Source organism: Streptomyces sp. NPDC005551, assembly GCF_042871785.1.
Classification (GTDB): Bacteria; Actinomycetota; Actinomycetes; order Streptomycetales; family Streptomycetaceae; genus Streptomyces.
Window position 1 is genome coordinate 478,846 of the sequence record NZ_JBIAJE010000004.1, and the last position, 22,121, is coordinate 500,966.

Here is a 22,121-nt window from a genome sequence, read left to right on the forward strand (position 1 = left end):
CGGACCACTTGAAACGGACCGGCCGGGCGTCCGAAGATTCTTCCCCCCGTTCTCCGCAACCGCGCGGAGGGCGGGGAGCGTCTTTGCGGACGCACTTCGGCGCGTCCGAACTTCACGGCACACGGGGCACAAGGGAAGAGCTGGTACGCATGAGGGCATTTGACACCATGTCAAACGGGGTGCCTGACGCAAATGCGATGCCTGACGCGTACAACCCTCACGGGGGCAGACGTGTCCAACTGGCGTGGCAGAGGTACTCGATTTCACCGCGGTACAGACGAGGGGCACCGCCCTGCGTCCACCCCGCCGACCCCGCAGCCCCGGCACGCCCGGCGGCATGCCGGTGATCGCCCCCATGCCCGCGACGCGGCAGGCCCGCATACCGAACCAGCGCGACGGCGCCGAGGACACCACGGCGGCGGGCACCACCGTCGACCACCTGACCGAGACCTACCGCGCGCACTACCGCTCGCTCCTCGGTCTGGCGGCACTTCTGCTCGACGACACCGCCTCCTGCGAGGACGTCGTCCAGGAGGCCTTCATCCGGGTGCACTCGGCACGCAAACGCGTCCGGGACCCCGAGAAGACGCTCGCCTACCTTCGGCAGACCGTCGTGAACCTCTCCCGGTCCGCGCTGCGCCGGCGCATCCTCGGCCTGAAGCTGCTCTCCAAGCCCATGCCGGACATGGCGAGCGCCGAGGAGGGCGCGTACGACCTACTGGAGCGGGACGCCCTGATCAAGGCGATGAAGGGCCTCCAGCGCAGGCAGCGCGAGGTGCTGGTGCTGCGCTACTTCGCGGACATGACCGAGGCCCAGGTCGCCGACACCCTGGGGATATCGCTCGGGTCCGTCAAGGCGTACGGCTCGCGCGGCATCGCGGCGCTGCGCGTCGCCATGGAGGCGGCACCGGCATGAGCGACCACCACGAGCGGCGCCCCGAGCACGATCACACGCAATCGCACGCTGGGAACGGAACTGTGACTCACGGCCCCGAAGAACAGGGCCCCGAAGGGCTCGGCTCCGACGAACTGGCGCTGCGCACACTGCTGCACAGCGCCGTCGAGGAGATCGAACCGGCCGACGGCACCCTGGACCACCTGCGCCGGGCGGTGCCGGCCCGGCGCGCCCGCAAGCGCCAGGCCATGGTCGGCATGGCGGCCGCCGCGCTCTTCATCGGCACCGCCGTCCCTGCCCTGGTCCACGTCTCGAACGCGACAGGCTCGGACGCCCACCCCTCCGTCGTGGGCAACAGCCACGCGACGCAGGGCGGGCAGAGCGAAGGCAAGGGCGAGGACGGCCGCGGCGGCGGCACGAGCGGCCCCTCCGGCAAGTCCAAGGACAAGGGCACGAAGGAAAAGGGCAAGCGGGACAAGGGCAGGGGCGCCGGCAGCGGCGTCACCGGCGGCGCCGCCCCGACCGCCTCGGCGGCGGGTGCCGCGCCCTGCACGGTCGCGCAGCTCGGCGGCGCCACGGCTTCGGCGGGCACCCCGGACGCGGCCGGCGCGGTCTACGGCAGCTTCTCCGTCTCCAACATCTCCGGCACCGACTGCACCGTGACCGGCCCCGGCAGTGTGGGCGCCACCGCGACGGGTGCCGCGGACCCGTCGAGGACCACGGCACTGCGGCACGCGGCGGGTGACGGGGCCCCTGCCCTGCCCGACCCGTCCCAGGAGGCCGCCACCCTGGTGCTCCGGCCGGGCGGCTCCTACGTGGTGAAGTTCGCCTGGGTGCCCTCGCAGGCGTGTCCTCCCGTCGGCGGCGACCCCTCGCCGGACCCGACGCCCTCGGGCGGTACGGCGGACAGCGGCGGCGGCACCTCCACCGACTCCGGTGTCTCGACGCAGATGGTCAGGGAGGACACCGTCGACGGCAAGGTCGTGGTGTCACACACGGCGGCCGCCGGGGCTCCCTCGGCGTCGACCGTGGTGCCCGACGCCTGCGCGGGGACGGTCTACTGGACGGGGCTGCTCGCCGGTTCCTGAGCGTTCCGCCCGGCGGACTCCTCGTCCGGGACCAGGCCCAGCGCCGCGTCCCGGGCGAACTCCGCCTCACGGCGCAGCAGCCGGAACCACATGAAGACGACGAAGCCCGCGAAGACGAACCACTCGCCGGTGTAGCCGAGGTTCTGGAACGCCTTCAGGTCCAGGCCCGTGCCCTCGGGCGCGGTCGCGGGCACCGCCCGCATCCCGCCGTCCGCGCGGTCGAGGGTGATCCAGGCGTCGTACACGTCGTACGGCACGAGGTTCACCAGCGACGCGGTGCTGATCGCGCCGGTCTGGCCGGCGGGCAGACCGCCGCCGACGCCGTTCGCCCCGGGGCTCTCGGACGCCTGGAGGGCGCCGGTCACGGTGACCTCGCCGGCGGGCGCGGCCGGGACCTTCGCCGGGTCCGCCTCGCCGGGCAGCCAGCCCCGGACCACGGGCAGCGCCCTGCCGCCGTCGGTCCGCAGCAGCGTCAGCACGTAGTAACCGTGCCTGCCGTCCAGTTCACGGCCGGGCACCAGCAGCTGCCTGCCGTACCGGCCGGTGGCGGTGGCCCGGGCGCCGGACGTGCCGCGGTCCACGGGCAGCAGCTCGTCCAGGGGGCGGGCCGGCTGTTTCTCGGCGGACGCGGCCTGCTCGGTCGCCGTCCGGTGGTCCTGCACCCGGTCCTCGAACCGGCCCAGCTGCCACGACCCCATGAAGACGCAGAAGGGGATGGCCAACAGCACGAAGACGTTGATCCCCCACCAGCGGGGCGTCAGCAGAAACCGGTACACGCCGTCAACGGTACGGGGCCGCGGCGCGGAGGCGGGCCGCGGGGTGGGTGCCTTCCCTCTCACCGTCCCGGCCGTGGCGGGAGTTTTCCACAGGCTGGGGGACTCCCCGGCGGGTTGTCGGACGGGCCAGGCACTATGGGGCCATGACTGAGACCAACGGGACCACGCAGGAGCAGGGGTCCACGCAGGCCGGCGTGGAGATGCCCGCCTGGGAGAAGCGCTTCCGGGCACCGCGGGTGTCCCTGCCGGACTGGGCGGAGGACGCCCCGCACCGCGCGCTGTTCGTCTCGAACGCGACGGGGACCTACGAGCTGTACGCGTGGGACCGGGGGACGGGAGAGCAGCGCCAGGTCACCGACCGGCCGAACGGCACGACGGACGGCGTGCTCTCCCCGGACGGCGAGTGGATCTGGTGGTTCGACGACAAGGACGGCGACGAGTTCGGCGTCTGGCGGCGCCAGCCCTTCGGCGGCGGCCCCGACGAAGTCGCCGTCCCCGGCCTCGAGCCGTCCTACCCGTCGGGCCTGGCCCTCGGCAGGGACGGGCGTACGGCGGTCGTGGGCCGCTCCACCGACGAGGACGGCTCCACGATCCACCTCGCCAGGACCGGCGAGGCCACCCTGGAGATCTACCGGCACCGCGAGTCCGCCGGAGTCGGCGACCTCTCCCACGACGGTTCCCTGATCGCCGTCGAGCACACCGAGCACGGCGACGCGATGCATTCCGCGCTGCGCGTGCTGCGGCCCGACGGATCCCCGGTCGCCGAGCTCGACGACACCGAGGGCGGCACCGTCGAGCTCGGCCTCGAGGTGCTCGGCTTCGCCCCGGTCGACGGGGACGCGCGGCTGCTCATCGGGCACCAGCGGCGCGGTCGCTGGGAGCCGCTGGTGTGGGACGTGACGACCGGCGAGCAGACCGACCTGGCCCTGGACCTGCCCGGTGACGTCGGCGCCGAGTGGTGTCCCGACGGGTCCGCGCTCCTCGTCTGGCACAGCTTCGAAGCCCGCAGCGAGCTCTTCCGGTACGACCTGGTGAGCCGCGAGCTGACCCGGGTGCCCTCGCCGCCGGGCACGGTGTCGGGTGCGACCGCCCGCCCCGACGGCACCGTGGAGTATCTGTGGTCGTCGGCGGCCGAGCCGTCGGCGGTGCGCTCGACCACCGGTGACGTCGTCCTGGACCCGCCCGGCATGAAGTCCCCGGGATCCGTGCCCGTGGAGGACGTCTGGGTGGACGGCCCCGGCGGACGCATCCACGCCCTGGTGCAGAGGCCGGCGGGGACGACCGGCCCCCTGCCCACCGTCTTCGACATCCACGGCGGCCCGACCTGGCACGACAGCGACTCCTTCGCGGCCGGCCCGGCAGCCTGGGTGGACCACGGGTACGCGGTGGTCCGGGTCAACTACCGGGGCTCCACGGGGTACGGCCGGGCGTGGACGGACGCGCTCAAGCAGCGCGTCGGTCTGATCGAGCTGGAGGACATCGCCGCCGTCCGCGAGTGGGCGGTGACGTCCGGCCTCGCGGACCCCTCCCGCCTCGTCCTCACCGGCGGTTCCTGGGGCGGCTACCTCACACTGCTCGGCCTCGGCACGCAGCCGGACGCGTGGACCCTCGGCATCGCCGCCGTCCCCGTCGCCGACTACGTGACGGCCTACCACGACGAGATGGAGGCCCTGAAGGCGATGGACCGCACGCTGCTCGGCGGCACCCCCGAGGAGGTCCCCGAGCGCTTCGAGGCCTCCTCCCCGCTGACGTACGTCGACGCGGTGAAGGCCCCCGTCTACATCTCCGCCGGGGTCAACGACCCGCGCTGCCCCATCCGCCAGGTCGACAACTACGTCGAGCGCCTCGCCGCCCGCGACGCCGTCCACGAGGTCTACCGCTACGACGCGGGCCACGGGTCGCTCGTGGTGGACGAGCGCATCAAGCAGGTGAGACTGGAACTGGACTTCGCGCGGCGGCACCTCGGGGGGTAGGACTTCGCGACGGGGGGGCCTCGGGGTCGACCGGCCCCGGTCCGACTCGTCTGCGCGCGGGGACAGCCGCCGGTGGGACAGCCGCCGGTGCCGGTGGGACAGCCGACGGCGGGGCCGCTGCCGACGGGGCCGCTGCCGGCGGGGAGCCGGTCAGCAGCCGGTCAGGTCCCCGATCGATCCCGCGGGCCGCGCCCGAGCAGTTCCGCGAGGCCGCGCCGGGTGGCCGCCAGCACCACCCGGTCCTCGGGGCGCAGGACGTACGTGGACGGCAGGTCCCAGACGAGCCCCGAGGGGCGCTCGCCGCGGGCGGAGCCACCGGGGGAGGCCGCCGGGCCGCCCCGGCGTTCCCCCGGCGTCGCCGTGTCCAGCGCGAGCACCCGCCACGCGCCCGCCCGGAACGCCTCGCCCACCGTCCGCCCCGCCAGCTGCGGATGCCCGCCCACGCTCACGGCGGCGAACAGCAGCACCCGGCGCTCGACCGGAATCGCCCCGAGGATCTGCCGCCCCATCATCGCCCCGGCGAACGCGGGCGCCGCGAGATGCGAGACGCTGCGGCTGCGGGTGAGCGCCCCCGGGTGCGCGGCCCGCAGGGTCCGGTACACGGCGGTCGCGAAGTCGTCGTCGTACAGACGCAGCACGACGCGCAGATCGGGGCGCAACGACCGGGCGTACAGGGCCGCTTCGAGGTTCGTGGTGTCCGCGCTGCTCAGCGCCAGCAGCGCGTGCGCCCGATGGATCTTCGCGGCCTCCAGGACGCCCTCCTGCGTGACATCACCGAGCACCACCGGCACCCGCAGCCGCCGTGCGGTCGCGAGCCCCCGTGCCTCCGGGTCGGACTCGACGCACACCACCGGGATGTGCAGCTCCCGGAGCCGGGTCAGCACCCGCGTGCCGATCTTGCCGAGCCCGAGCAGCACCACGTGCCCGGACAGCCCCCGCGGCGGCCGGCGCACCGCGGACGCGCTGCGGAAGGTGCCGAGCGCCTCCAGCACCGCGGCGAGCAGCACCGGGAGGAGCAGCAGCCCGACGAGTCCGGACAGGAGTTGCAGCAGCTGCCGGCCGAGAGGCTTGCCGATCGCCGGGTCGTTGATCGCGAAGAGGTCGAGCAGGGTCAGGTAGGTGGCGTGCAGCGGTTTCTCTCCGGTGACCGCCATCGACGCCACCGCCAGCGCGACCACGCAGGCGACCAGACCCACGAACGACCATCGCAGCCGGCGTGACAGCAGCGAGGCGAACGGCACGACGCTGCGTCCCGGGGGCAGCGGTGGCCCGGAGTACGACACCGTCTCCAGCACGATGGTGCCGCGCCCGGTCGCCGCGGCCACCGCTCCCTGGTCGGGCAGCAGCCGGGGTCCCTCGTCGCCGCTGCTCTCGGAGCCGTCGGCGCCGGCCGGATCGCTGGTCGTCGCGGACAGCAGCGCCAGCGTGCACAGGCCGGGGTCGGCGACCTGCCCCGGCCCCGGCGGCGGGCGCTCGGCTGCCCGCAGCAGCAGCCCGTCCGTCTGGACGACCTTGCTGGTGCCGGCCACGGCGGTCGCGGCGAGGGCGGGCGCGGCCGTGTCGGCGTCGGACAGGACGGTGGTGGACGCGTCGAAGCCGTCGAACCCGCCGGCGCTTTCGTCGGCGCCCGCCGCGGCCAGCGTGGCGGCCTGGTCGAGCAGCGCCTCGATGTGCTGGCCCAGCCGCCGGTTGTAGAGCCGCAGCACCAGCCGCAGCCGGGGGTTGAGGCGACGGGCGGTCAGCGCGGCCCGGATGTTCGTCTCGTCGTCGTCGTACACCAGCGCCAGCGCGGCGGCCCGCTCCACCCCCGCCTCGGCGAGCACGGTTTCGGTGGCCTCGGCGGCCTCCAGCACCCGTTCGGCGCCCGGGGGTTCGGCGCTCCGGGCGGCTCCGGAACCCCGGAGTCCCGCCGCGTGAGCCGGGCCCGCGTCCCCGTCCGCCGTCGTACGGCCGCTACCCGCGTCCCGGCTCCCGGTCGTACGGGCGCTACCCGCGTCCCGGCTCCCGGTCGTACGGGCGCCCGCCGCGTCGCCGTTGCCCGCAGCCCGGGTGACGGCGGCGGACACCCGGTCGAAGAGGCCCGGCGCCCGGGTCCGGCCCACCACGGGCGGCTGCACACGCCGGGCCGCGGGCGGCACGACGAGGGTCACCCGCTCGCCGTACACACCCCGCAGCTCGGCGGCCAGCCGGTGCGCGAGACCGTCGTCGCCGCACACCACCATGTGCGCGACGGTCTCGGGCGGCTCGCTCTGACTCGGAAGGCTCCCCACACAGGAGAAGACTGCCGCACGAGCACCACCGGTTCCACACCGGCGGGCCGCCGCCGGCGGTCAGCCGTCGGGACAAGTGCCGCTGTACTGGCCGATGTTGCCGTCCGGCGCGGGTGCCGGGCACAGGAAGCGGTCGTAGCGGGTGCCGTTGTCCCTGCGGATCAGCGGCGGGAGCGTGAACGGGAGCGGCCGCGGGTCTCGCCCGGCGGCCGTACGAACTGCAGCTCCAGCGCCGTCGGCGGGGCGGCGACGCCGGGGCCCCCGGCCGCGGCCCAGCCGATCAGCTCCTCCGTGCAGTCGTCGTCCATGGCGAAGCCGACCCAGGTCGCCCGGCCGCCGCGCTGCCGCCCCGCGGCGGAGGGCTGCACCACGATCACGTTGGCCTGGTCGCAGGGCCCGAGACAGTCCGTCGTGCGCACGGCGAACCGCCCGCCCGACGCCTCGGCCCCGGCCCGCAGCCGCTCCAACTGCCATTCGTGGTCGGTGCCCGGATACTTGCGCGGGTTGCCGCAGCAGCACCCCCGGCACACGACCAGCGTGCAGGGCCGACCCCCGGCGGCACCGACAGCCACCGAACGGACCCTCTGGCGTGGGGCGTTGACTGTCACCGTGAAAGACCTTTCGCGAAGAACACCGGGCGACACCACGGGCCCGGCCGGGCACGAGGGTGGGGCGTCACCGACGTCACCGTACGAGACCACCGCGGGGAGCGTCCCACGGGGCCGCTGCGAGGAGGGCGGAGCGGCCGGGACCGCCACGAACTCACACGGCCGACAGCCCGGTTGAGCGGACGTACTCCGCCCCACCGGCGTCGGGGGACTGACCACCTGACCGAGCCGCGGAGCGAACGGTACGACCCGCCCGTGCACCCCGAAGGCTCGGCGACCGGCCCGTACGAGGGCCGCCGCCTACTACGACTGGTCGGACGACGCGAGCGGTCTCTTCGCGGTCGGAGTCGCCCTGGTCAGCCTCGGAACCCTGGCGGCGACGACGGCGGCGACGGCGGTGACAGCGGCGCTCACACACACGGGACCTCACCCGACGACCTCCCGCTAGGGCACGCGCATGTCAAAGAGATCGCCTGCACCGACGGGTTCGGGTTAGCGGATGCAGGCGAGGTGGTCGAGAACGTAGCGTGCGGTGACGCTTCCCGCGGCGACGAGGAGAACCGGTGACGATCGAACGGGGTATTCCCCTCATCACGGCACTGGCTGCCGCCGCCCTCCTGCTTTCCGCATGCTCCAGCCCGGACACGGACGATCGCCGAGTGACCGACGGGCGCACCTCGCAGTGGGACAAGAACGCCGGCGCGCCCGAGGCGTCAGCGTTCATGAACGTGACGGCGCCCAAGGCCGCGACCGACGTCAAGGGGGCCGTGCAGGTCAACCCGCAGGAGGACATCTACCTGCTCTCGTTCGTCACCGGTGAGAAGAACGCCGAAGGCATCGCGGAGGACCTTCGTTCCGAGGAACCACTGAAGGCGAACAAGGTCGACTTCGCCCCGGATCGCGAGCTTTTCGAGCACCTGGGGCTGGCCGAGCCGCAGACGTTGAAGGGAGTTCGCTCGGCCGGGGTCTGCCCCCCGTGCGTGAAGGACGATCGCCGCAAGAAGGTGCAGTGGATCGACATCTACGTCCAGGCGCTCAAGGACGATCAGGCCAGGGTCTACTTGAAGGCGTTCTGAGTTCAGTCCCAGCCGAACACGGCACCCAGTCCAGGAGCCGGTCCCGGTCGCGCTTGAAGCGCAGCGCCTCGGCGACTCTTGGTATCGCATTCCTCACCAGCGGGGCGCAGTCGACGATTCGACAGTCAGGCGGCCGGGGCAGGGCGTGGGCTGCCTTGGAAGACTTGGCTGGTGTGCCAGGATCGGTGGATCGCCGCGACGGGGCGGGCGCCCGGTTGAGGTCCGATGAGTGGTCGGTCGGCGAGTCCGATGACGTGCTCGCGGGCGGCGGGGCTGTGGCCGACGAAGCGCTGGGAGACCAGGATGCGGTGGCCCTCGCCGACACCGAGGACGCCCTTGTCGAAGAGCTTGTGGTGCAGCGAGCACAGGCACAGTCCGTTGTCTACGTCGTCCGGTCCGTCGAACGCCCACCAGCGCACGTGCGCGGCCTCCAGTCCGACCGGCACCGCGCCGATCCTGCCGTCGTAGCCGCAGAAGGCGCACCGGTACTCGTAGGCCGTCAGGACCCGCTCCCGCATCCTCGGATCCCGTCGCCTCCGCACGGCGGCGGAGAGCTGTCTGGTCTCCGCCGGCTCCAGCTCCAGGCCGACGGATTCGCACAGGTCGCCGTGGAGCGATGGCGGAAAGTGCAGGTCGAGCAGGACCCGTCCCATCCGGCCGAGCAGTTCCGGCTCACGCCGCAGTGCCGCCCGCAATTCCGGCGCCAGCCGCCCAGCGGCACCCGCGGCCCGCAACTCCCGCACCCCGCTTCCGGGGCTCCCCGGTCCGCTATCGGTGCGCACCTCCCACACGCCGTCGCTCACCAGGTGGTGGAACGGGTAGGCCGGAGTCGTCCTGTTCGGCGGACCGTACTCGGTCAGCAGCCGCTGCAGATCCTCCTCCACCGCGCTGTACCGCAGTTCGCGGGCGGCATCCTGTTGGAACCGACCGAGGGCGTACAGCAGCAGCAACGGCTTGTGCGGAGCACGGGTCCCGCTTCTGCTCCACTGCCTCAGCTTCGCGGTGCGCTCCAGCCAGTCCATGACCGGCGATCGTAGTCGCGCCTCGTCGACCAGCGATCTGCGCGTGTGGGGAAAGCCTAACGAGGCGTGGCGAGTTGACTGCGACGTGCCGTGACCAGGTGGCGCCATCGTGCGCGGGTCCGTTGTTCTCCGTCGATCCACCGTGCTCGCGCGGTGTGCTCGGGAAGCGGAAGGCCGGCCATGAAGTGGGCGATGTCGACGTAGTAGGCGTAGTCGCCGCTCTGCGTGAGTTCGCGCAGGCGGGTGATCGCGGTGGCGAGGCCGTCCTGGGCGTCGAGGACGGCGTGGTGGAAGCACAGGGCCAGTTGCAGCTTCGCCGCGGCGTAGGCAATGCCGGAGACACCGATTTCGGCGAGCAGTACGGCCGCCCGGCCGGGCAGGTCGGCGGCGAACCCGGCGTCGCGTACGAGCACGGCGATGCGAGCGGTCATCTCGCTGGAGCGCAGGCTGAGGTGGGACAACAGCCGTTCCGCTATATCGAGTTCGTCATCGGCCCGAAGCTGATCGGAGAAGGAGACGGCGAAGGCGAGATGCGCCTGCACCATGGCGGTCTCGCCGACCACACCGTGCTCCTCGGCTTCACTCCGGCCTGCCAGGTAGGCGGCTACCGCTCGATCCATGTCACCCTGCACCCACCACACGTCTCCCAACACCCGATGGTGCCTCCCCTCCCAGCCCAGTCTCCCCGCGGCTTCGACCGCGGTCGGGAAGTCTCCGGACAGGCGGCTCAGGTGTGCCAGGCCGCGCCGAGCCGCGGAAGAGAGCCGACCCCCGGCTGAAGCGACGCGCTGCATCCCGCGACGCGAATCGTCGGTCAGACCGAGGTCTCGCTGGGCCTTCGCCAGGTAGTACGTGGCCAGTTCGACCAGGTCATCGGGGAGCAGCTCCGAGGCGAGGACGGCCGAGAGCCGACTGGACGTGCGTTCACGGTGCTCGTGCTGGCGCCGGGCGATGGCGCTCAGCGTTTCGACCAGGGCATCTGCCGAGGTCTGCAGACCACCTGATGACGTGGCATCGGCGGCGGGAAGCGCCAGCGGTTCCCAGACGGAGTCCCCCACGTACTGGAATGCGGCATCGGCGAGCCAGCCAAGATCGAGACGGAAGTCCCGTGCGAGGAGCAGTCCTTGCTGGAGATAGCCGACCAGGACTGCGCGATCGTGTCGCAGGTCCTGGCGCCACTGTGATTCCAGTGCGTGGAAGGCTCGTTGGGCCGCGCGCCGCCAGTCCTGTTCCGACCAGCGGTCGTCACTGCTGTCGTCTGCGTTGCGAATGGCGGAGCGGATCAGGTCGTGGACGTGGAAGGGCCACACACCGGAGGAGGACTCCCGGATAAAGGGGCGCTCGGTCAGCCGTAGGGTGGGCGCGTCGTGGTCCATTCCGGCGGCTTGGGTGGCCAGGGGTACGGAGAACGCGCTGAGCAGGCTGACCGAGCGGAGCACGTGGCGCTCATCGGCGGTCAGGTCGCTGAGGGTACGGGCGATCAAGGCGGGAAAGTCGTGGTCGAAGTCGGTGGCCTGCGGCTGTCTGCCGCCGCGCCGGAGTTCCAGATAGCGCATGACCGACAGGTCCAGGTAGAGAGGCAACCCGTGCGAGCGCTCGGTGATGATCCGGCGGACCGGTTCGTCGATCAGCGGCTGCCCGTCGCGGCTCAGCCTGCGGACCAGGTAGTCCTCACAGTCTTCGGGAGAGAAGTCGCCGATCAGGACCTGACGGCCCGATATAGCTCGCCCCACATGTGCCGTGTCGGCTGCGAGACTGGGCCACGAGTGCGGCCCAGTCCAGTCGACCTGCCCCTCCAGACTCGTCTCTCCCCACTGGAGGCGGTTGCGTCCGGTGACGACGAAGAACGCGTTGGGCATCAACCACACGATGCGTTGGAGCAGACGCTCGAAGTCGCGGTGCGTGCGGTCGCCGGTGTCCTCGAAGGTGTCCAGCAGGATCACGGGCAGTGCGCTCTTGCCGACGGGGATTTGGGCCAGGTCCCAGGCGAGGAGGTGCGGGTAGAAGCTCAGGGCGTCCAGATCGGGCTCGGCCTCCAGGAGGTCGGCCAAGCGGGAGCAGCCGGAGAGGGCGCGTACAGACTGGCGCCGTTCGCGTAACGCCTTGATGAGCGCTCCGGCCCCGTGCCCGAGCGCACTGCCGACGGTGCCGGGCAGGAGCAGAGCCTGGGCGACATCGCTGAGGGCGGACTGCATCTGCTGAGGCAGGGCGGCAGCGGCGCTGAAGCGGCTCAGCAGCCCGCCCCGGCGCAGGTAGTCCTCGATCGATTCGCCCGGGTGGTTGTGCTCCCAGTAGCGGCGCAGGGCGAGGTCGAAGGCGGGCAGTGGCCGGCCGAGCGCGGCGACGGCAAGACGGATGGTGAGGATGACGCGCTCGAAATCCATACCCGCGGCGCGCGCGAGATCGATACGGACTGGCAGGGTCCGCTCTTCGGGGTGGGATGGCGATTCCCATTGCGCCGGGCGGTGCTCGCTGCGGGCCAGCGATGCCTCGATCTTTCGGGAGAGCGTGGACTTGCCGATACCGCCCACACCGTGGAACACGAGGATGTTGTGGCGGGGAGCTTCCAGGTCCTCCACGTCGAAGTCCGCACGGGTCACGTGCCGTATGTGCTCGGCGAGGCCGGCCGTTACGGCCTGCCACTGTGCCTGCCGGTTCGTGAACGCCTCGCTGGCGGCGATGCTCCGGTCGTTCGAGCTGAACAACGTGCGAAGATCCCGCCCTGCCACAGCTCCCCCTGACGATCAACTGAACGCGAGCGACGCTCCGTTGACGACAGCATGGCATGCCCGCATCCAGACAGGTCCGCAGGCCGCATCCGGCACGCGGCAGTTCAGCCGACGGCCTCGGTCAGGGGACGGTGACATGGGTTCCCCATCCTGCATACTCACCCTCACAGGTCGAACAGGCTCTCCTGGAAGTTCTCGACGACATCCCGTCGCGGGTAGAACAGGCCCAGCAGCAGGAACGTCTTGGGGCGGGCCGCGACGTTCCCGACGAAGCAGTGCACGGCCTTCTCCGCAGTGACCATCCGGTCGAACCAACGCTCGCGAAACTTCTCCTCCACGCCGTCCTTCCCGTAGTGGCGAAAGAACTTGCGGTACGACTCGCCCGCCTCCCAGTCCCTCAGCCCCATGTCGTGACCAGCGCACTCCTGATCCGCGCATCGGAAGCTGTACCGGAACTCAAATGGCACCCACTCCAATTGGCGGAGGTCCTGTGCGAGTAGATCCAACTGATCTGCCAGGGCCGCCTTCGAAGCTGGCCAGGGCTCGGCAGGAGCGAAGCGGAAGCCGGTGAACTCCGCTGGGCGGAAGACGCCAAGCGACGTTCCCCGAAGCTCCTGGTCCCGCTTTATGGAGCACAGGGACGGCGCTACGAGGGGCTGCACGTGCGAGAAGCGTTCGCGCCAGCCGTCCGCTGTCCCGAGGCGCTCGATGACCTTGAGACTCTGCAGGTTGGGGCGCAAGCTTTCGGGACGGCGGTCCCCATGGTGTCGCTGCACATCGACCTCGACGATCGAGTACTTGGCGAACTGGCTTTCTTCGTTCAGCAGCCGGAACGGAACCGGGAAGAGCCGCACATGCTGGGGCGCCCCTTGGTCGAGCCGTATGCCGGCCACGCAGCTCGTCTCGTGGTACTTCGCGGACAGTTCCGGATAGGTCTTGACCGTGATCATGATCCGTGCGCGCTGCCAAATCCCCGATCCCATGGTTGCCCCCTCCACTGATCTCCCGATCCGATTGGAGGAGAGGCATGCGCCAGCGGCAAGGCCGCGTACAGGAGCGAGGGGCGATGTCAGGCCAGGGGAATTACGGGCACGGCGGCCCGCTTGCGGACCGTCTCCAGGACGACCTGTCGGTGGCAGCGGCTTTCGTCTTTCTCGAAGCACAGCACCGCGACCCGGGACTGCCGGGCATGCTCTGCGAGGCGCTCAAGATCGGTTTGCGCTTCCTCGGACCGCAGCACTCCACGGAACCGAGCCCGGCCTACGTCGAGGCGACCCTCCCAGAACGGCGCCCGGTTGTCCTTGGGATTGCCCAGGCCACGCAGGTGGGTGTATTCGATGCCGGCCTCGGCGAGTGCCTGCCCGAGCCGAGTCTTGCTGAAGCCCTTCTTGCGGCTGATCGGCGTAAGTCGTACGTCCGCCACGATATCAATACGGTTGTCGAGGAGAGAGGAGACGAACGAGTCGATGTCCCGGCCTTCGTACCCGGCGGACCAGAGGCCGGGAGTGACCTTGGTCTCCTGGAAGAGTTCATCGAGGGAGACTTCAAGTGCCTCGGCGACTGCTCCGACGGTGAAGAAACCTGGCTGGATCGCTCCCTCGCTCTCCAGACGGGCCAGCGTTCCTACGGCGATGCCAGCTTCCTTGGAGAGCCGCTCCCGCGACCATCCTCGAGCCTCCCGCATCGCTCGCACGCGCTGGGCGAGTGCTCGGGCGTGGTCGTGGGGACGCGCTGAGTGATGGCTTGCCATGTGTCGTGATCCTAAGGGCGGTTGAGGCGGGCGGGCATGGTGTTCCCGGCCGACTACTAGGCTGGATTCGCGAACGCGCAGGTCCGAGTGCCCTAAGCCGCCGCACTTCAGACGGCCTCACCAGTCACCCACTGGGAGAACCCGACCAAGATCTTCTCCCAGATTTCTCCCAAGCGATCTCCAGGAACCACTCAGGGGCCTGATCCATCAACTGGATCAGGCCCCTGACCTGGTACTTCACTGTCGGGGTGGCGGGATTTGAACCCACGACCTCTTCGTCCCGAATGAGGTTCGGTTGCTGATCTGGCCTGCGCGGATGGCGTTTTCCCTGATCAGAGGGTCCGAGTGCCATGGTTTCGGGCGTTCTCGAAGGGGCTCGGGGAGCGGGTTGGCTCCCAGATGGCTCCCAGGGTGTCCTACCGCTCGAATGGTGCACATGGATGGGTAGGCGACTTGGTCAGCCCGTAGCTCTACGTGCCGTCCGCGACTCGGCGTCGAAGACTGTCGATGTAGTCCGGGCGCAGGATGCGTCGGCATCGCGGACGCTTCCCTGTGTTGATGTCCTCCACGTACTTGGCGAGGCGCTCGGGATTCTTCCCCGACCAGCCATGCGCCAGCGCCCACCCTTGCATGGCTTCACCGTCCATCCAGATGCCGGCGTCGTGCAGTGCAAGAAGGCTGCTCACGACCATGTCCTTCTCGTGGCCTGCCGAGATGGTGTTGCTGTGATTGACCGTCAACGTGAGGCCCTTCAGCGCCTCGACGACGACGGGATCGAGTTCGGGCGTCAGCTCCTCCCACGCCGAGCCATCGCCCAGGATGGATGGCTTCATGGCTGTCACCCATGGCCTGATCTCGTCCTCGTTCCAGGTGATGACGCAAAGCGCCCGGATGTGGCGGCCGCCGTATTGCACGAGCTTCCCGATGTCTGCCATGTCCGGCCAGGCCATGAGCACGGGACCGTTTCCACGGATGAACCCGCCGCCTCTGCCGGTGATGTGCTCGACGTTGGAGTGTCGGTTGACGAGTTGCTCCAACTCGGAGCAGTTGCTCAGATTGGACTTGAGGCTGGTCCATACGGTGAGCCTGTCGCCGTCCTCCATGCGCTCGCAGCACCAGTCGATGGCTGCGCCCACACCCTCGGCGTCGTAGCTGGCGACAGCACACGCGTAGCTCACGTCGCGATCGAACATTCCTGCTCCCTGGTCAGCATGGTCTTGCCTTCGGTGGACTTGAGTTGAGACTCGCCGTACCTGCCGATCCCGTCGGGGGCTCCCGCAGATCGTAGGAGTGGTCGAAGGACTTGTCGGCCGCCCACGTGCTGGATGTCCCGGGAGAGTGCCTTGGCCTGGCGGAGGTAGAGGCAGGGCGAGGCTTCAGCGGATCGCTGGAAGGTCCCGGGGGATTATTTCTCAGGATTGCGCGCATCCCTCCACGAAGCACTGCCGAGGCCCCTTTCCCTTGCCGACTGGCTTGTGAGCTTCCCATACGGCATCCATGTCGATGCTCTTCATGGACTCCCTCATGCGCTTGAGTGCGTTATCTGAGAGGCGGGGATGCTTCTGTGAGCCCATCTCGAAAACGTAGTAGCATTTTGGGTCCGTATCGATCCCCAGGTGTTGCCGCAGGGCAATTGATTTCGGAAGCGACAGGCCCAGCTTCTCGGCTAGATTCGTTGCCGACCAATGGAACGTCTTCTGGAGGTCGATTTCACGAATCGCGGCAGCGTCTGAATCCTCTCCCGCAAATTTGACTGGAGGCCCCTTCTTGTCGAACCGGACAGTCAGTGTCGGCCCTTCACCCGAAAACTCGGTGGAAATTTGTTCGAGGGCTGGGAAAACTGCACCCCTGGACTTCCCGTCGATTATCCCTTTCTCGACTCGATCGACGTCTCTCTCGCTGACAAGGCTCTCTTCAGAAGCGTGCCCTTCGATCGCGAGAAGTGTCCGGATCCTGGCCGGGGCCTCGTTCCGGGCCCGGCGCCCTGGCTGCAAGAGCTGCTGAATCTGGGTGAACTCTTGGTCGATCAGGATGTCGAGCCCCATAGGAGGCTCGGTGGAAATGGGAAGCACCCGTAGCGGAAGGCTATCCGCTAGTCGCTCCCCAAAAACTCGGTTCAAGAGGTCGTCGAAGAGCGTGACGCCGGCGCGAGCATGGACGAACAGGATAGGTTCGCTGACGGCGTTGAACCAATGTTGCTCGTCATCTCGTAGCGCGTCGATCGCCCGCAAAGTGCCGGCTTCTGCATCGGTGATCTTTACGCCTGACGCCTGGCGGGCTAGCTGCAGGCATTTTTCGAATCCGATCGACCGCCCAAGGCTCTTATCGAAGACCGGCACATCATTGTGAACCAGTGCTGCTTTCAGGAGCATTTCAAATGAATGCTGGAGGCTTAGCAGAACAGATGAGGTGCGGCCTTCCTCGTCAACTGCGTTAAACGCGGAAGTCATTCTCTTGAGTGAGGCGAGGGCCTTTCGCTTCAGAACCCGCGTTGACTGCTTCAATCCTGCCTCCGATCGTGCGACGCTGATCGCATCGAAGCATGGAGGCGGCCGCAACGTCCATCGTATGCGCCAGGTCCCTTTAGGCAGAACTCTGGTATCGGATCAGTCTCCTCCGACGCTTCGTGTGAGTAAGCTGTGGGAGCCAGGTCCGGACTCCCGGTAGCACCGGGGGAACCAACCAAACACACCTCGTCTTCGCCGTCCGGAGGCGCGTCAGCAGCGTGCCCACCAGCGGAACTCCACTCGCTTCCACGCACGGTCCCGTGCGCCCAATGTTCGGAGTCCTCCGCATGTCTGCTCAGCCGACCATGGCCGCGCTCCGCGGCTTCCACTGCGAGCACACCCCTAGCAAGAGCCGCATCCTCGCTCTCGTCCACCACCGAGAGGGCCCTGCCTCACTGCAGGCCGTTCTCACTTGCCGCCACCCCGAACTCGCGCAGCAGGCAGTGGGCATCCTCCAGCAGGCCATCGGTTCTTCCGCCGACGCGTGGAAGCCCGAGCCGCTGGAGAAGCTGTGCGCCCAGCTGCCGGACGCTCCCGCCTCCTCCCTCCGCAGTGCCGCACGGCACGCCCTCGCGGGCGTCTGGCCCATGCCTCCCGGCAGCCTCCTGAAGTGGGAGCAGATCGCCTATGTCGTTGACGACGACTCGGACGAAGACGACGCCGACGCGGTCCCGCGCGCCGTACGTACCCTGAATGACGCCCGCCTCGCTGATCTGGCTGGTCCCGTCATCCGGGTAGAGGTACTCCGAGAGTTCCACGTGCATGACCAGCAGGCCGTGTTGAAGGCAGCCAGGACCGCGGGCTGGGAGCCCCAGCCGAACGACGACCTCGAGGACGACGACCCCCAGGACGTCGTCGGGGCCGTCATGTGGCTTGGGGAGTCCGACAGCGAGATCGATGGCGCGGACACGATCACGGATACCTCCCAGGGCCTGCGGCTGCGCACCGAGAAAGGGCATGAGGTCGCCGACTGGAGCGAGGAAGCGGTGGTCGCCGACTTCGGTGCGGGCTTGCGGTACACAGCGGCTGTCCGCCGAGGTGAGCCAGCGACGCCGTCTATCAGGAAGAAGAGCCCGGACTTCGCGGCGCTGTTCGCGACGGAGGCGCCGCACTGCGACGACCCGGAGTGCGAAGACGAGCGGTGCCAGTGGCAGCTCACCCCCCGAACCGCCGACGTCCTCTACACGGAACTGTGCGTGCTCGCCGATCAGGCGTACGACGACAGTGGGGAACTTGGTGACAGGCCGGTGGTGCCAGACGAACAGGACGGCCACTGGGGAGTGTTCTCGTATCTCCCGAAGCTGACCTTCGCGGCCGACCTTCAGTGGCGCCGCCGGTTCGCCCGGGCCGCCGACGACCTCGCTGGTGACCTCGAACGCGGGCAGTGGCCGGAGCCCACCTGCACGGCCGAGGAACTTGCCCTTCACCTTGTCATCCGTGACGCCGGCGACCGCGAGGTTGAAGGCGATGCTGCTGGTGACCACGGGAGGCTGCCCGCCCACCGTGACGACTACGACTTCGGCATGTGCTCCGAGGTGTTCTTCCAGGACACTGACGTGCTGATGCTCTACAACGCTCGCTTCGACGGGATCGAGGACCCGGACGGCGAGACGAACCAGCACATGGGCATCGGCGATCTCCGTGCCGCAGCCTGGTTCGAACCGTTCCTGAACGTCGAAGCGCGAGATCCCCACCGTGGGTTCCGCCGCTGACTGCCAGGCAGAGTCCTGCAGGATCCTGGCCGCGATGGTCCAGGCAGCCAGGCTCTTGCGGCGGACCCTGAGGGAGTACGTGGTTCCCTCGGGTCCGCCCCATCGGCCCCACCCGACCGAGGTGGCCACCGCCCAGCCCTTCTGCTCTCGCTGCTCGGCGAACACAAAGAGACTCTCGATCTTGCACCCGCAGTCCAGCACGACCTCGATGCCGATGTACGGGCTGCGAGGATTCTGCTCGTCGTCCGACTGGGTCCACCGGACCTGGTGCACATACTCGGCCAGTCCTGTCCGCTGCACGTCGTGCTTGATGCCGTGGGCCTTGGGGTACTCGTCCAGATCGTCGATCACGAAGAGATGGCTGGAACACTCACCGGGCCATACGGCATTCAACACTGCATCGCCCGCACCTGCACCATCACCGGCTGGTGTGGGATACCGGTCACAAGATGCCCAGACCGCAGGCCAGTTCACGCCCTGCCCGGCTAGCATCCCGGTGGGGCACCTTCATGCGGCAAAGGGGGACGGTGGACCTTTCCAGCAGGCTCACCAAGGCCAAGGACCTGTTGATAGCGGGAGAAGCCGAATCGGAGGTCCCCGATGTCATCGGGTACCAGGACGTTCGGCACCAGTGGGAACGCGGCTACCGTAAGACGCTGGAGCAGGCCGTTGAAGACGGTGCTTGCGGCCCGGACAGCACCAGCATCATTGACTTCCCCAAGACGGATCTGACTGTGCGGCCGGTAGCCCGTTTCTCCACCCGAGACCGGCTTATCTACGACGCTCTTGTCTTCACCGTCGCCGATCAGATCGACCGCCACCTTCACCCTGACGTCTCCAGCTACCGATGGGACCGCTTCAAGGGTGAACCCAAGGGATGGTGGCCCAACTGGAAGTCCTACCGGGCAAAGTCGCTGGATACCATCCGTTCCGACACTTCACTCAGAGTCGCCTACCTCGACATCGCGGCCTTCTACGAGCACATCGACGTAGCCATCCTCGGAGACGATCTAGAAGCGCTCGGTGGCGACGGTCGGGCCGCCAGGCACATCATCGACTTCCTTACCCGGTTTCAGACCATCAACCACGCTTGGGGGCTGCCTCAAGGGCCGGACGCTTCCGGCATACTCGCCAATCTCTACCTCGCTCCTGTTGATGCCTACTTGGCCCAGAACAGCGCCCGATTCCTGCGCTATTCCGACGACATCAAGGTTTTCCATCCCGACTGGAGCGAGCTGCGCGATCTCTTCCTCGGCGTGAACAGCCAACTGCGCTCCAGGAGGCTCTCTGTTTCCTCCAATAAGACCGTCATTCTCGACCCTCAGGACGCCCGGGAACGCGAAACCGACATCCGGCATGACTCCCTGGCCAGTGCCATCAGACACGGACGCCCGCGCGCTCGGGAAGATCTCGTGACCTACTTCGAGGAGATCGCCAAAGAGGGAAAGTTCAACGGTAACCAGGTCCGCTTTGTCCTTGGTCAGCTCCGCTGGCTTAGAGATGATCGCGCGGTCGGCTGGTGCCTGGACAATCTCACTCATCTCCCACACGCCATCACGCACGTGTTCAAGTACCTCAACGCGGCCAAATCCAGAGCCTCCGAAGTCGAAAGCGCCCTGGTCCAGTTCCTGCACTCCAGCAACAGCGCCGCGCACCCTCTGATTGAGCAGCGTGTCCTGCGCTATTTCATCGCCATGGACTTCAAGGACGAACGAGTGAAAGAAGCGGCGTGGGCTATTCTCGGGGACCGCAACCGGGTTGACTACGCCCGCGAGTTCGCCGCCCGCTACGTCGGTCAGCACGCATCTACTACCGAGGGCCAGTTGCTGCGCCACCGCTTCGAGGGAGAAACCAGCGCTGCCGTCCGACGCGCCATACTCGTCGCGCTGTACGAGGCCGGCTACCTCTCCACCCGCTACCGCAACGAGATCACGGCCTCCGTCCCCGGTATGGAATGGCTCTGCAACTTCCTTGCCGCTGGCCCGTACATAAGCCCGCCCCGGATTGGACCCTATGTCTACTTCTGACACGCAGTTCGAGAGCATCAAGACCGAGCTGAAGCGCATCCAGAGCAACTGCCTCTACACCGCTCAAGGGTACTTCGAGGCGGCCAAGAGCGCAGAGAAATGGGGGCGGCTGATGGTGTTCATCCCTGCCTGCGTGACCGCCATCTCCGGCTTCCTGGTCGCGGTCAAGGTCGGCCCCGGAGTGTTCTTCAGCGGGCTCGGCGCCGTTGCCGGAGCCATTGCGGCCACCGCAGCCTTCTTGGGATCGCCGAAGAAGGCCGCTGATCATCTCGCGTCCGCTCGTGCCTACACGGCACTCAAGCACCGCGTAGACACCGAGATCAGCCTCATGACCGAAGCCTCCGACCTGGCGGCCCTCGAAGCGAGAACCCGAGAGCTGAGCACCGACTATGTACGTATCACCTCCGCCGACACCCCGATGGCGAATAGGTTCTACGAGATGGCACGCCAGCGGATACAGCAAGGCTCGGCCGAGTAACAGCCGCCGCGCACACCGAAGATCCCAGCCAGGAGATTGAAGGTTTGCCCCCGACTGCGATTCCCGCTGCTCAGGCCCCCGACCGGGAAGTGGACTTGAAGTGTGTGTGGCGGCATGCGGGTACCTGCGACGCCGTCTTCAGGTCAGGAAAAGGCGTCAGCTCGGAAGGTGTTCCGGACGTCGGTCAGTGGCACCCGGTCGCGGGTGAAGTAGAGCTTGTTGGTGAGGAGGACGGCCCAGCGCTCCTGCTTCGGACTGATCCACATGCCGGTGCCCGTGAAGCCGTAGTGGACCCAGACGTCCTCCCTGAGGCCCGTGCCAGGGGCCGGGTGCCAGAAGAAGCCGCGGGCCGGGATGAGTTCGCCTGTGCGGATGCGGAGGGAGTCGGCGATCCAGGTCGGGCCGAAGACGGCCTGGGTCGGGGCGAGCATGTGGCGGAGGAAGCGGCTGAGGTCGGCGAGGGTGGAGAAGGTGCCGGCAATGCCGCAGGTGCCGCCGAGGAGGCGGGCGGAGAAGTCGTGGGCGGTGCCCTTGAGATGGGTGCCGGTTTCCTCGTCGAGTTCGGTGGGGGCGCAGCGGGCGACCACGTCCGCGGGGAGGGGACCGAAGCGGGTCTCGATCATGCCGAGCGGCTCCCAGACGCGGCTGGCCGCCAGCAGGTCGAGGGGCTGGCCATCGAGGTACTCGGAGAGGTAGCCGAGGATGAGGGCGGCGCGATCGGTGTACTCGACGGCTTCGCTGGGGGCGCGGTGGAGTGCCTCCCGGAGAACGCCGTCGCGGATGTCCTGAGGGTCGGTGCCGTACAGGTTCTTGAGGTTGGCGCGCAGAGGTAGACCTGCGGTGTGGGTCAGGAGCTCGTGGGTGGTGACCTGGGCGAGCGGGTGGTTGGTGACCTCGGGCCAGAAGGTGCCGAGCGGGGTGTGGAGCTGGAGCTTGCCCTCCTCGACGAGTGTTCCGATGACGGACCACACCGCGACGATCTTGGTGAGGCTGGCGATGTCGAAGACGGTGTCGAGTCGCATCGGCTCGTCGGGGGCGGCCGGGTCGAGGAGACCGACCGCCCCGCTCGCCGTCGTGGCCTCGGCGTTGCCGACGGCCCAGACTGCTCCCGGATAGACCCGGTCGCGGACGCCGTGCTGGAGAAGCTGCTCAATGCGCGGGATGTCGAGCGTCATGGTGTTCCGATCGTAGTGAGGCGGCTGTCCCTGGA

At 68.8% G+C, this 22,121-nt stretch carries 17 protein-coding genes; 7 read left to right on the forward strand and 10 right to left on the reverse strand.

Going from position 1 to position 22,121, the window contains the following annotated elements:
* Positions 1–244 precede the first annotated feature (244 nt).
* Together ACFYP4_RS14530 and ACFYP4_RS14535 are read left to right on the forward strand one after the other, a co-directional pair.
* Entirely contained in the window at positions 245–916 is a 672-nt protein-coding gene (locus tag ACFYP4_RS14530) for a SigE family RNA polymerase sigma factor (RefSeq protein ID WP_358852926.1), read from the forward strand.
* Between the two features lie 62 nt (positions 917–978).
* Positions 979–1,983 (forward strand): hypothetical protein, encoded by a 1,005-nt coding sequence (locus ACFYP4_RS14535; protein ID WP_388785486.1) that lies wholly within the window; start codon positions 979–981, stop codon positions 1,981–1,983.
* Here ACFYP4_RS14535 and ACFYP4_RS14540 read toward each other — a convergent pair.
* On the reverse strand, positions 1,953–2,759 hold the full coding sequence (locus ACFYP4_RS14540; protein WP_388785488.1) for an SURF1 family protein: 807 nt from the start codon (positions 2,757–2,759) through the stop codon (positions 1,953–1,955). The genes ACFYP4_RS14535 and ACFYP4_RS14540 overlap by 31 nt on opposite strands.
* Positions 2,760–2,902: 143 nt before the next feature.
* Between ACFYP4_RS14540 and ACFYP4_RS14545 the strand changes: the two genes are divergently transcribed.
* Positions 2,903–4,732, forward strand: coding sequence for a prolyl oligopeptidase family serine peptidase (locus ACFYP4_RS14545; RefSeq protein ID WP_388785490.1), 1,830 nt, complete (start codon positions 2,903–2,905; stop codon positions 4,730–4,732).
* Positions 4,733–4,893: 161 nt separating this feature from the next.
* Here ACFYP4_RS14545 and ACFYP4_RS14550 read toward each other — a convergent pair whose 3' ends face one another.
* Both ACFYP4_RS14550 and ACFYP4_RS14555 read right to left on the reverse strand, forming a co-directional pair.
* Entirely contained in the window at positions 4,894–6,954 is a 2,061-nt protein-coding gene (locus tag ACFYP4_RS14550) for an NAD-binding protein (protein ID WP_388785700.1), read from the reverse strand.
* Positions 6,955–7,163: 209 nt separating this feature from the next.
* Entirely contained in the window at positions 7,164–7,574 is a 411-nt protein-coding gene (locus tag ACFYP4_RS14555) for a (2Fe-2S) ferredoxin domain-containing protein (RefSeq protein WP_358852922.1), read from the reverse strand.
* Positions 7,575–8,173: 599 nt separating this feature from the next.
* Here ACFYP4_RS14555 and ACFYP4_RS14560 point away from each other — a divergent pair.
* Positions 8,174–8,686: a hypothetical protein gene (locus ACFYP4_RS14560; RefSeq protein WP_388785492.1), complete on the forward strand. Its 513-nt coding sequence runs from the start codon at positions 8,174–8,176 to the stop codon at positions 8,684–8,686.
* A 125-nt stretch (positions 8,687–8,811) separates the two neighbouring features.
* On the opposite strand, the gene ACFYP4_RS14565 is transcribed toward ACFYP4_RS14560, so the two are convergent.
* The 6 genes from ACFYP4_RS14565 to ACFYP4_RS14590 form a co-directional block, all read right to left on the reverse strand.
* A complete protein-coding gene (locus tag ACFYP4_RS14565; RefSeq protein WP_388785494.1) occupies positions 8,812–9,708 on the reverse strand; it encodes a phosphorothioated DNA-binding restriction endonuclease in 897 nt (298 codons plus the stop codon).
* A 56-nt stretch (positions 9,709–9,764) separates the two neighbouring features.
* Entirely contained in the window at positions 9,765–12,437 is a 2,673-nt protein-coding gene (locus tag ACFYP4_RS14570; RefSeq protein WP_388785496.1) for an ATP/GTP-binding protein, read from the reverse strand.
* Between the two features lie 164 nt (positions 12,438–12,601).
* Complete coding sequence (locus ACFYP4_RS14575) at positions 12,602–13,387, reverse strand: hypothetical protein (RefSeq protein ID WP_388785498.1); 786 nt, start codon at positions 13,385–13,387, stop codon at positions 12,602–12,604.
* Positions 13,388–13,506: 119 nt separating this feature from the next.
* On the reverse strand, positions 13,507–14,187 hold the full coding sequence (locus ACFYP4_RS14580; RefSeq protein WP_388785500.1) for a DUF488 family protein: 681 nt from the start codon (positions 14,185–14,187) through the stop codon (positions 13,507–13,509).
* Positions 14,188–14,657: 470 nt separating this feature from the next.
* The gene (locus ACFYP4_RS14585) at positions 14,658–15,380 is read right to left on the reverse strand and encodes a hypothetical protein (RefSeq protein ID WP_388785502.1); all 723 of its coding nucleotides are present in this window, start codon (positions 15,378–15,380) and stop codon (positions 14,658–14,660) included.
* A gap of 219 nt (positions 15,381–15,599) precedes the next feature.
* A complete protein-coding gene (locus tag ACFYP4_RS14590) occupies positions 15,600–16,637 on the reverse strand; it encodes a hypothetical protein (protein ID WP_388785504.1) in 1,038 nt (345 codons plus the stop codon).
* 344 nt (positions 16,638–16,981) lie between these two features.
* Here ACFYP4_RS14590 and ACFYP4_RS14595 point away from each other — a divergent pair, with 344 nt between their 5' ends.
* The 3 genes from ACFYP4_RS14595 (at position 16,982) to ACFYP4_RS14605 (ending at position 20,911) form a co-directional block, all read left to right on the forward strand.
* Positions 16,982–18,406: a hypothetical protein gene (locus ACFYP4_RS14595; protein ID WP_388785506.1), complete on the forward strand. Its 1,425-nt coding sequence runs from the start codon at positions 16,982–16,984 to the stop codon at positions 18,404–18,406.
* 527 nt (positions 18,407–18,933) lie between these two features.
* Complete coding sequence (locus ACFYP4_RS14600) at positions 18,934–20,433, forward strand: RNA-directed DNA polymerase (protein WP_388785508.1); 1,500 nt, start codon at positions 18,934–18,936, stop codon at positions 20,431–20,433.
* Entirely contained in the window at positions 20,420–20,911 is a 492-nt protein-coding gene (locus ACFYP4_RS14605; protein WP_388785510.1) for an SLATT domain-containing protein, read from the forward strand. Before ACFYP4_RS14600 ends, ACFYP4_RS14605 begins: the two co-directional genes overlap by 14 nt.
* Positions 20,912–21,054: 143 nt before the next feature.
* On the opposite strand, the gene ACFYP4_RS14610 is transcribed toward ACFYP4_RS14605, so the two are convergent.
* Entirely contained in the window at positions 21,055–22,086 is a 1,032-nt protein-coding gene (locus ACFYP4_RS14610) for a serine hydrolase domain-containing protein (RefSeq protein WP_388785512.1), read from the reverse strand.
* Positions 22,087–22,121 lie beyond the last annotated feature (35 nt).

Bases quoted from the DNA above. Each gene is read 5' to 3' on its own strand.
- ACFYP4_RS14545 (WP_388785490.1), top strand. From the start codon at position 2,903: ATGACTGAGACCAACGGGACCACGCAGGAGCAGGGGTCCACGCAGGCC.
- ACFYP4_RS14550 (WP_388785700.1), bottom strand. From the start codon at position 6,954: ATGGTGGTGTGCGGCGACGACGGTCTCGCGCACCGGCTGGCCGCCGAG.
- ACFYP4_RS14565 (WP_388785494.1), bottom strand. From the start codon at position 9,708: ATGGACTGGCTGGAGCGCACCGCGAAGCTGAGGCAGTGGAGCAGAAGC.
- ACFYP4_RS14575 (WP_388785498.1), bottom strand. From the start codon at position 13,387: ATGATCACGGTCAAGACCTATCCGGAACTGTCCGCGAAGTACCACGAG.
- ACFYP4_RS14580 (WP_388785500.1), bottom strand. From the start codon at position 14,187: ATGGCAAGCCATCACTCAGCGCGTCCCCACGACCACGCCCGAGCACTC.
- ACFYP4_RS14585 (WP_388785502.1), bottom strand. From the start codon at position 15,380: ATGTTCGATCGCGACGTGAGCTACGCGTGTGCTGTCGCCAGCTACGAC.
- ACFYP4_RS14590 (WP_388785504.1), bottom strand. From the start codon at position 16,637: ATGACTTCCGCGTTTAACGCAGTTGACGAGGAAGGCCGCACCTCATCT.
- ACFYP4_RS14595 (WP_388785506.1), top strand. From the start codon at position 16,982: ATGTCTGCTCAGCCGACCATGGCCGCGCTCCGCGGCTTCCACTGCGAG.
- ACFYP4_RS14605 (WP_388785510.1), top strand. From the start codon at position 20,420: ATGTCTACTTCTGACACGCAGTTCGAGAGCATCAAGACCGAGCTGAAG.
- ACFYP4_RS14610 (WP_388785512.1), bottom strand. From the start codon at position 22,086: ATGACGCTCGACATCCCGCGCATTGAGCAGCTTCTCCAGCACGGCGTC.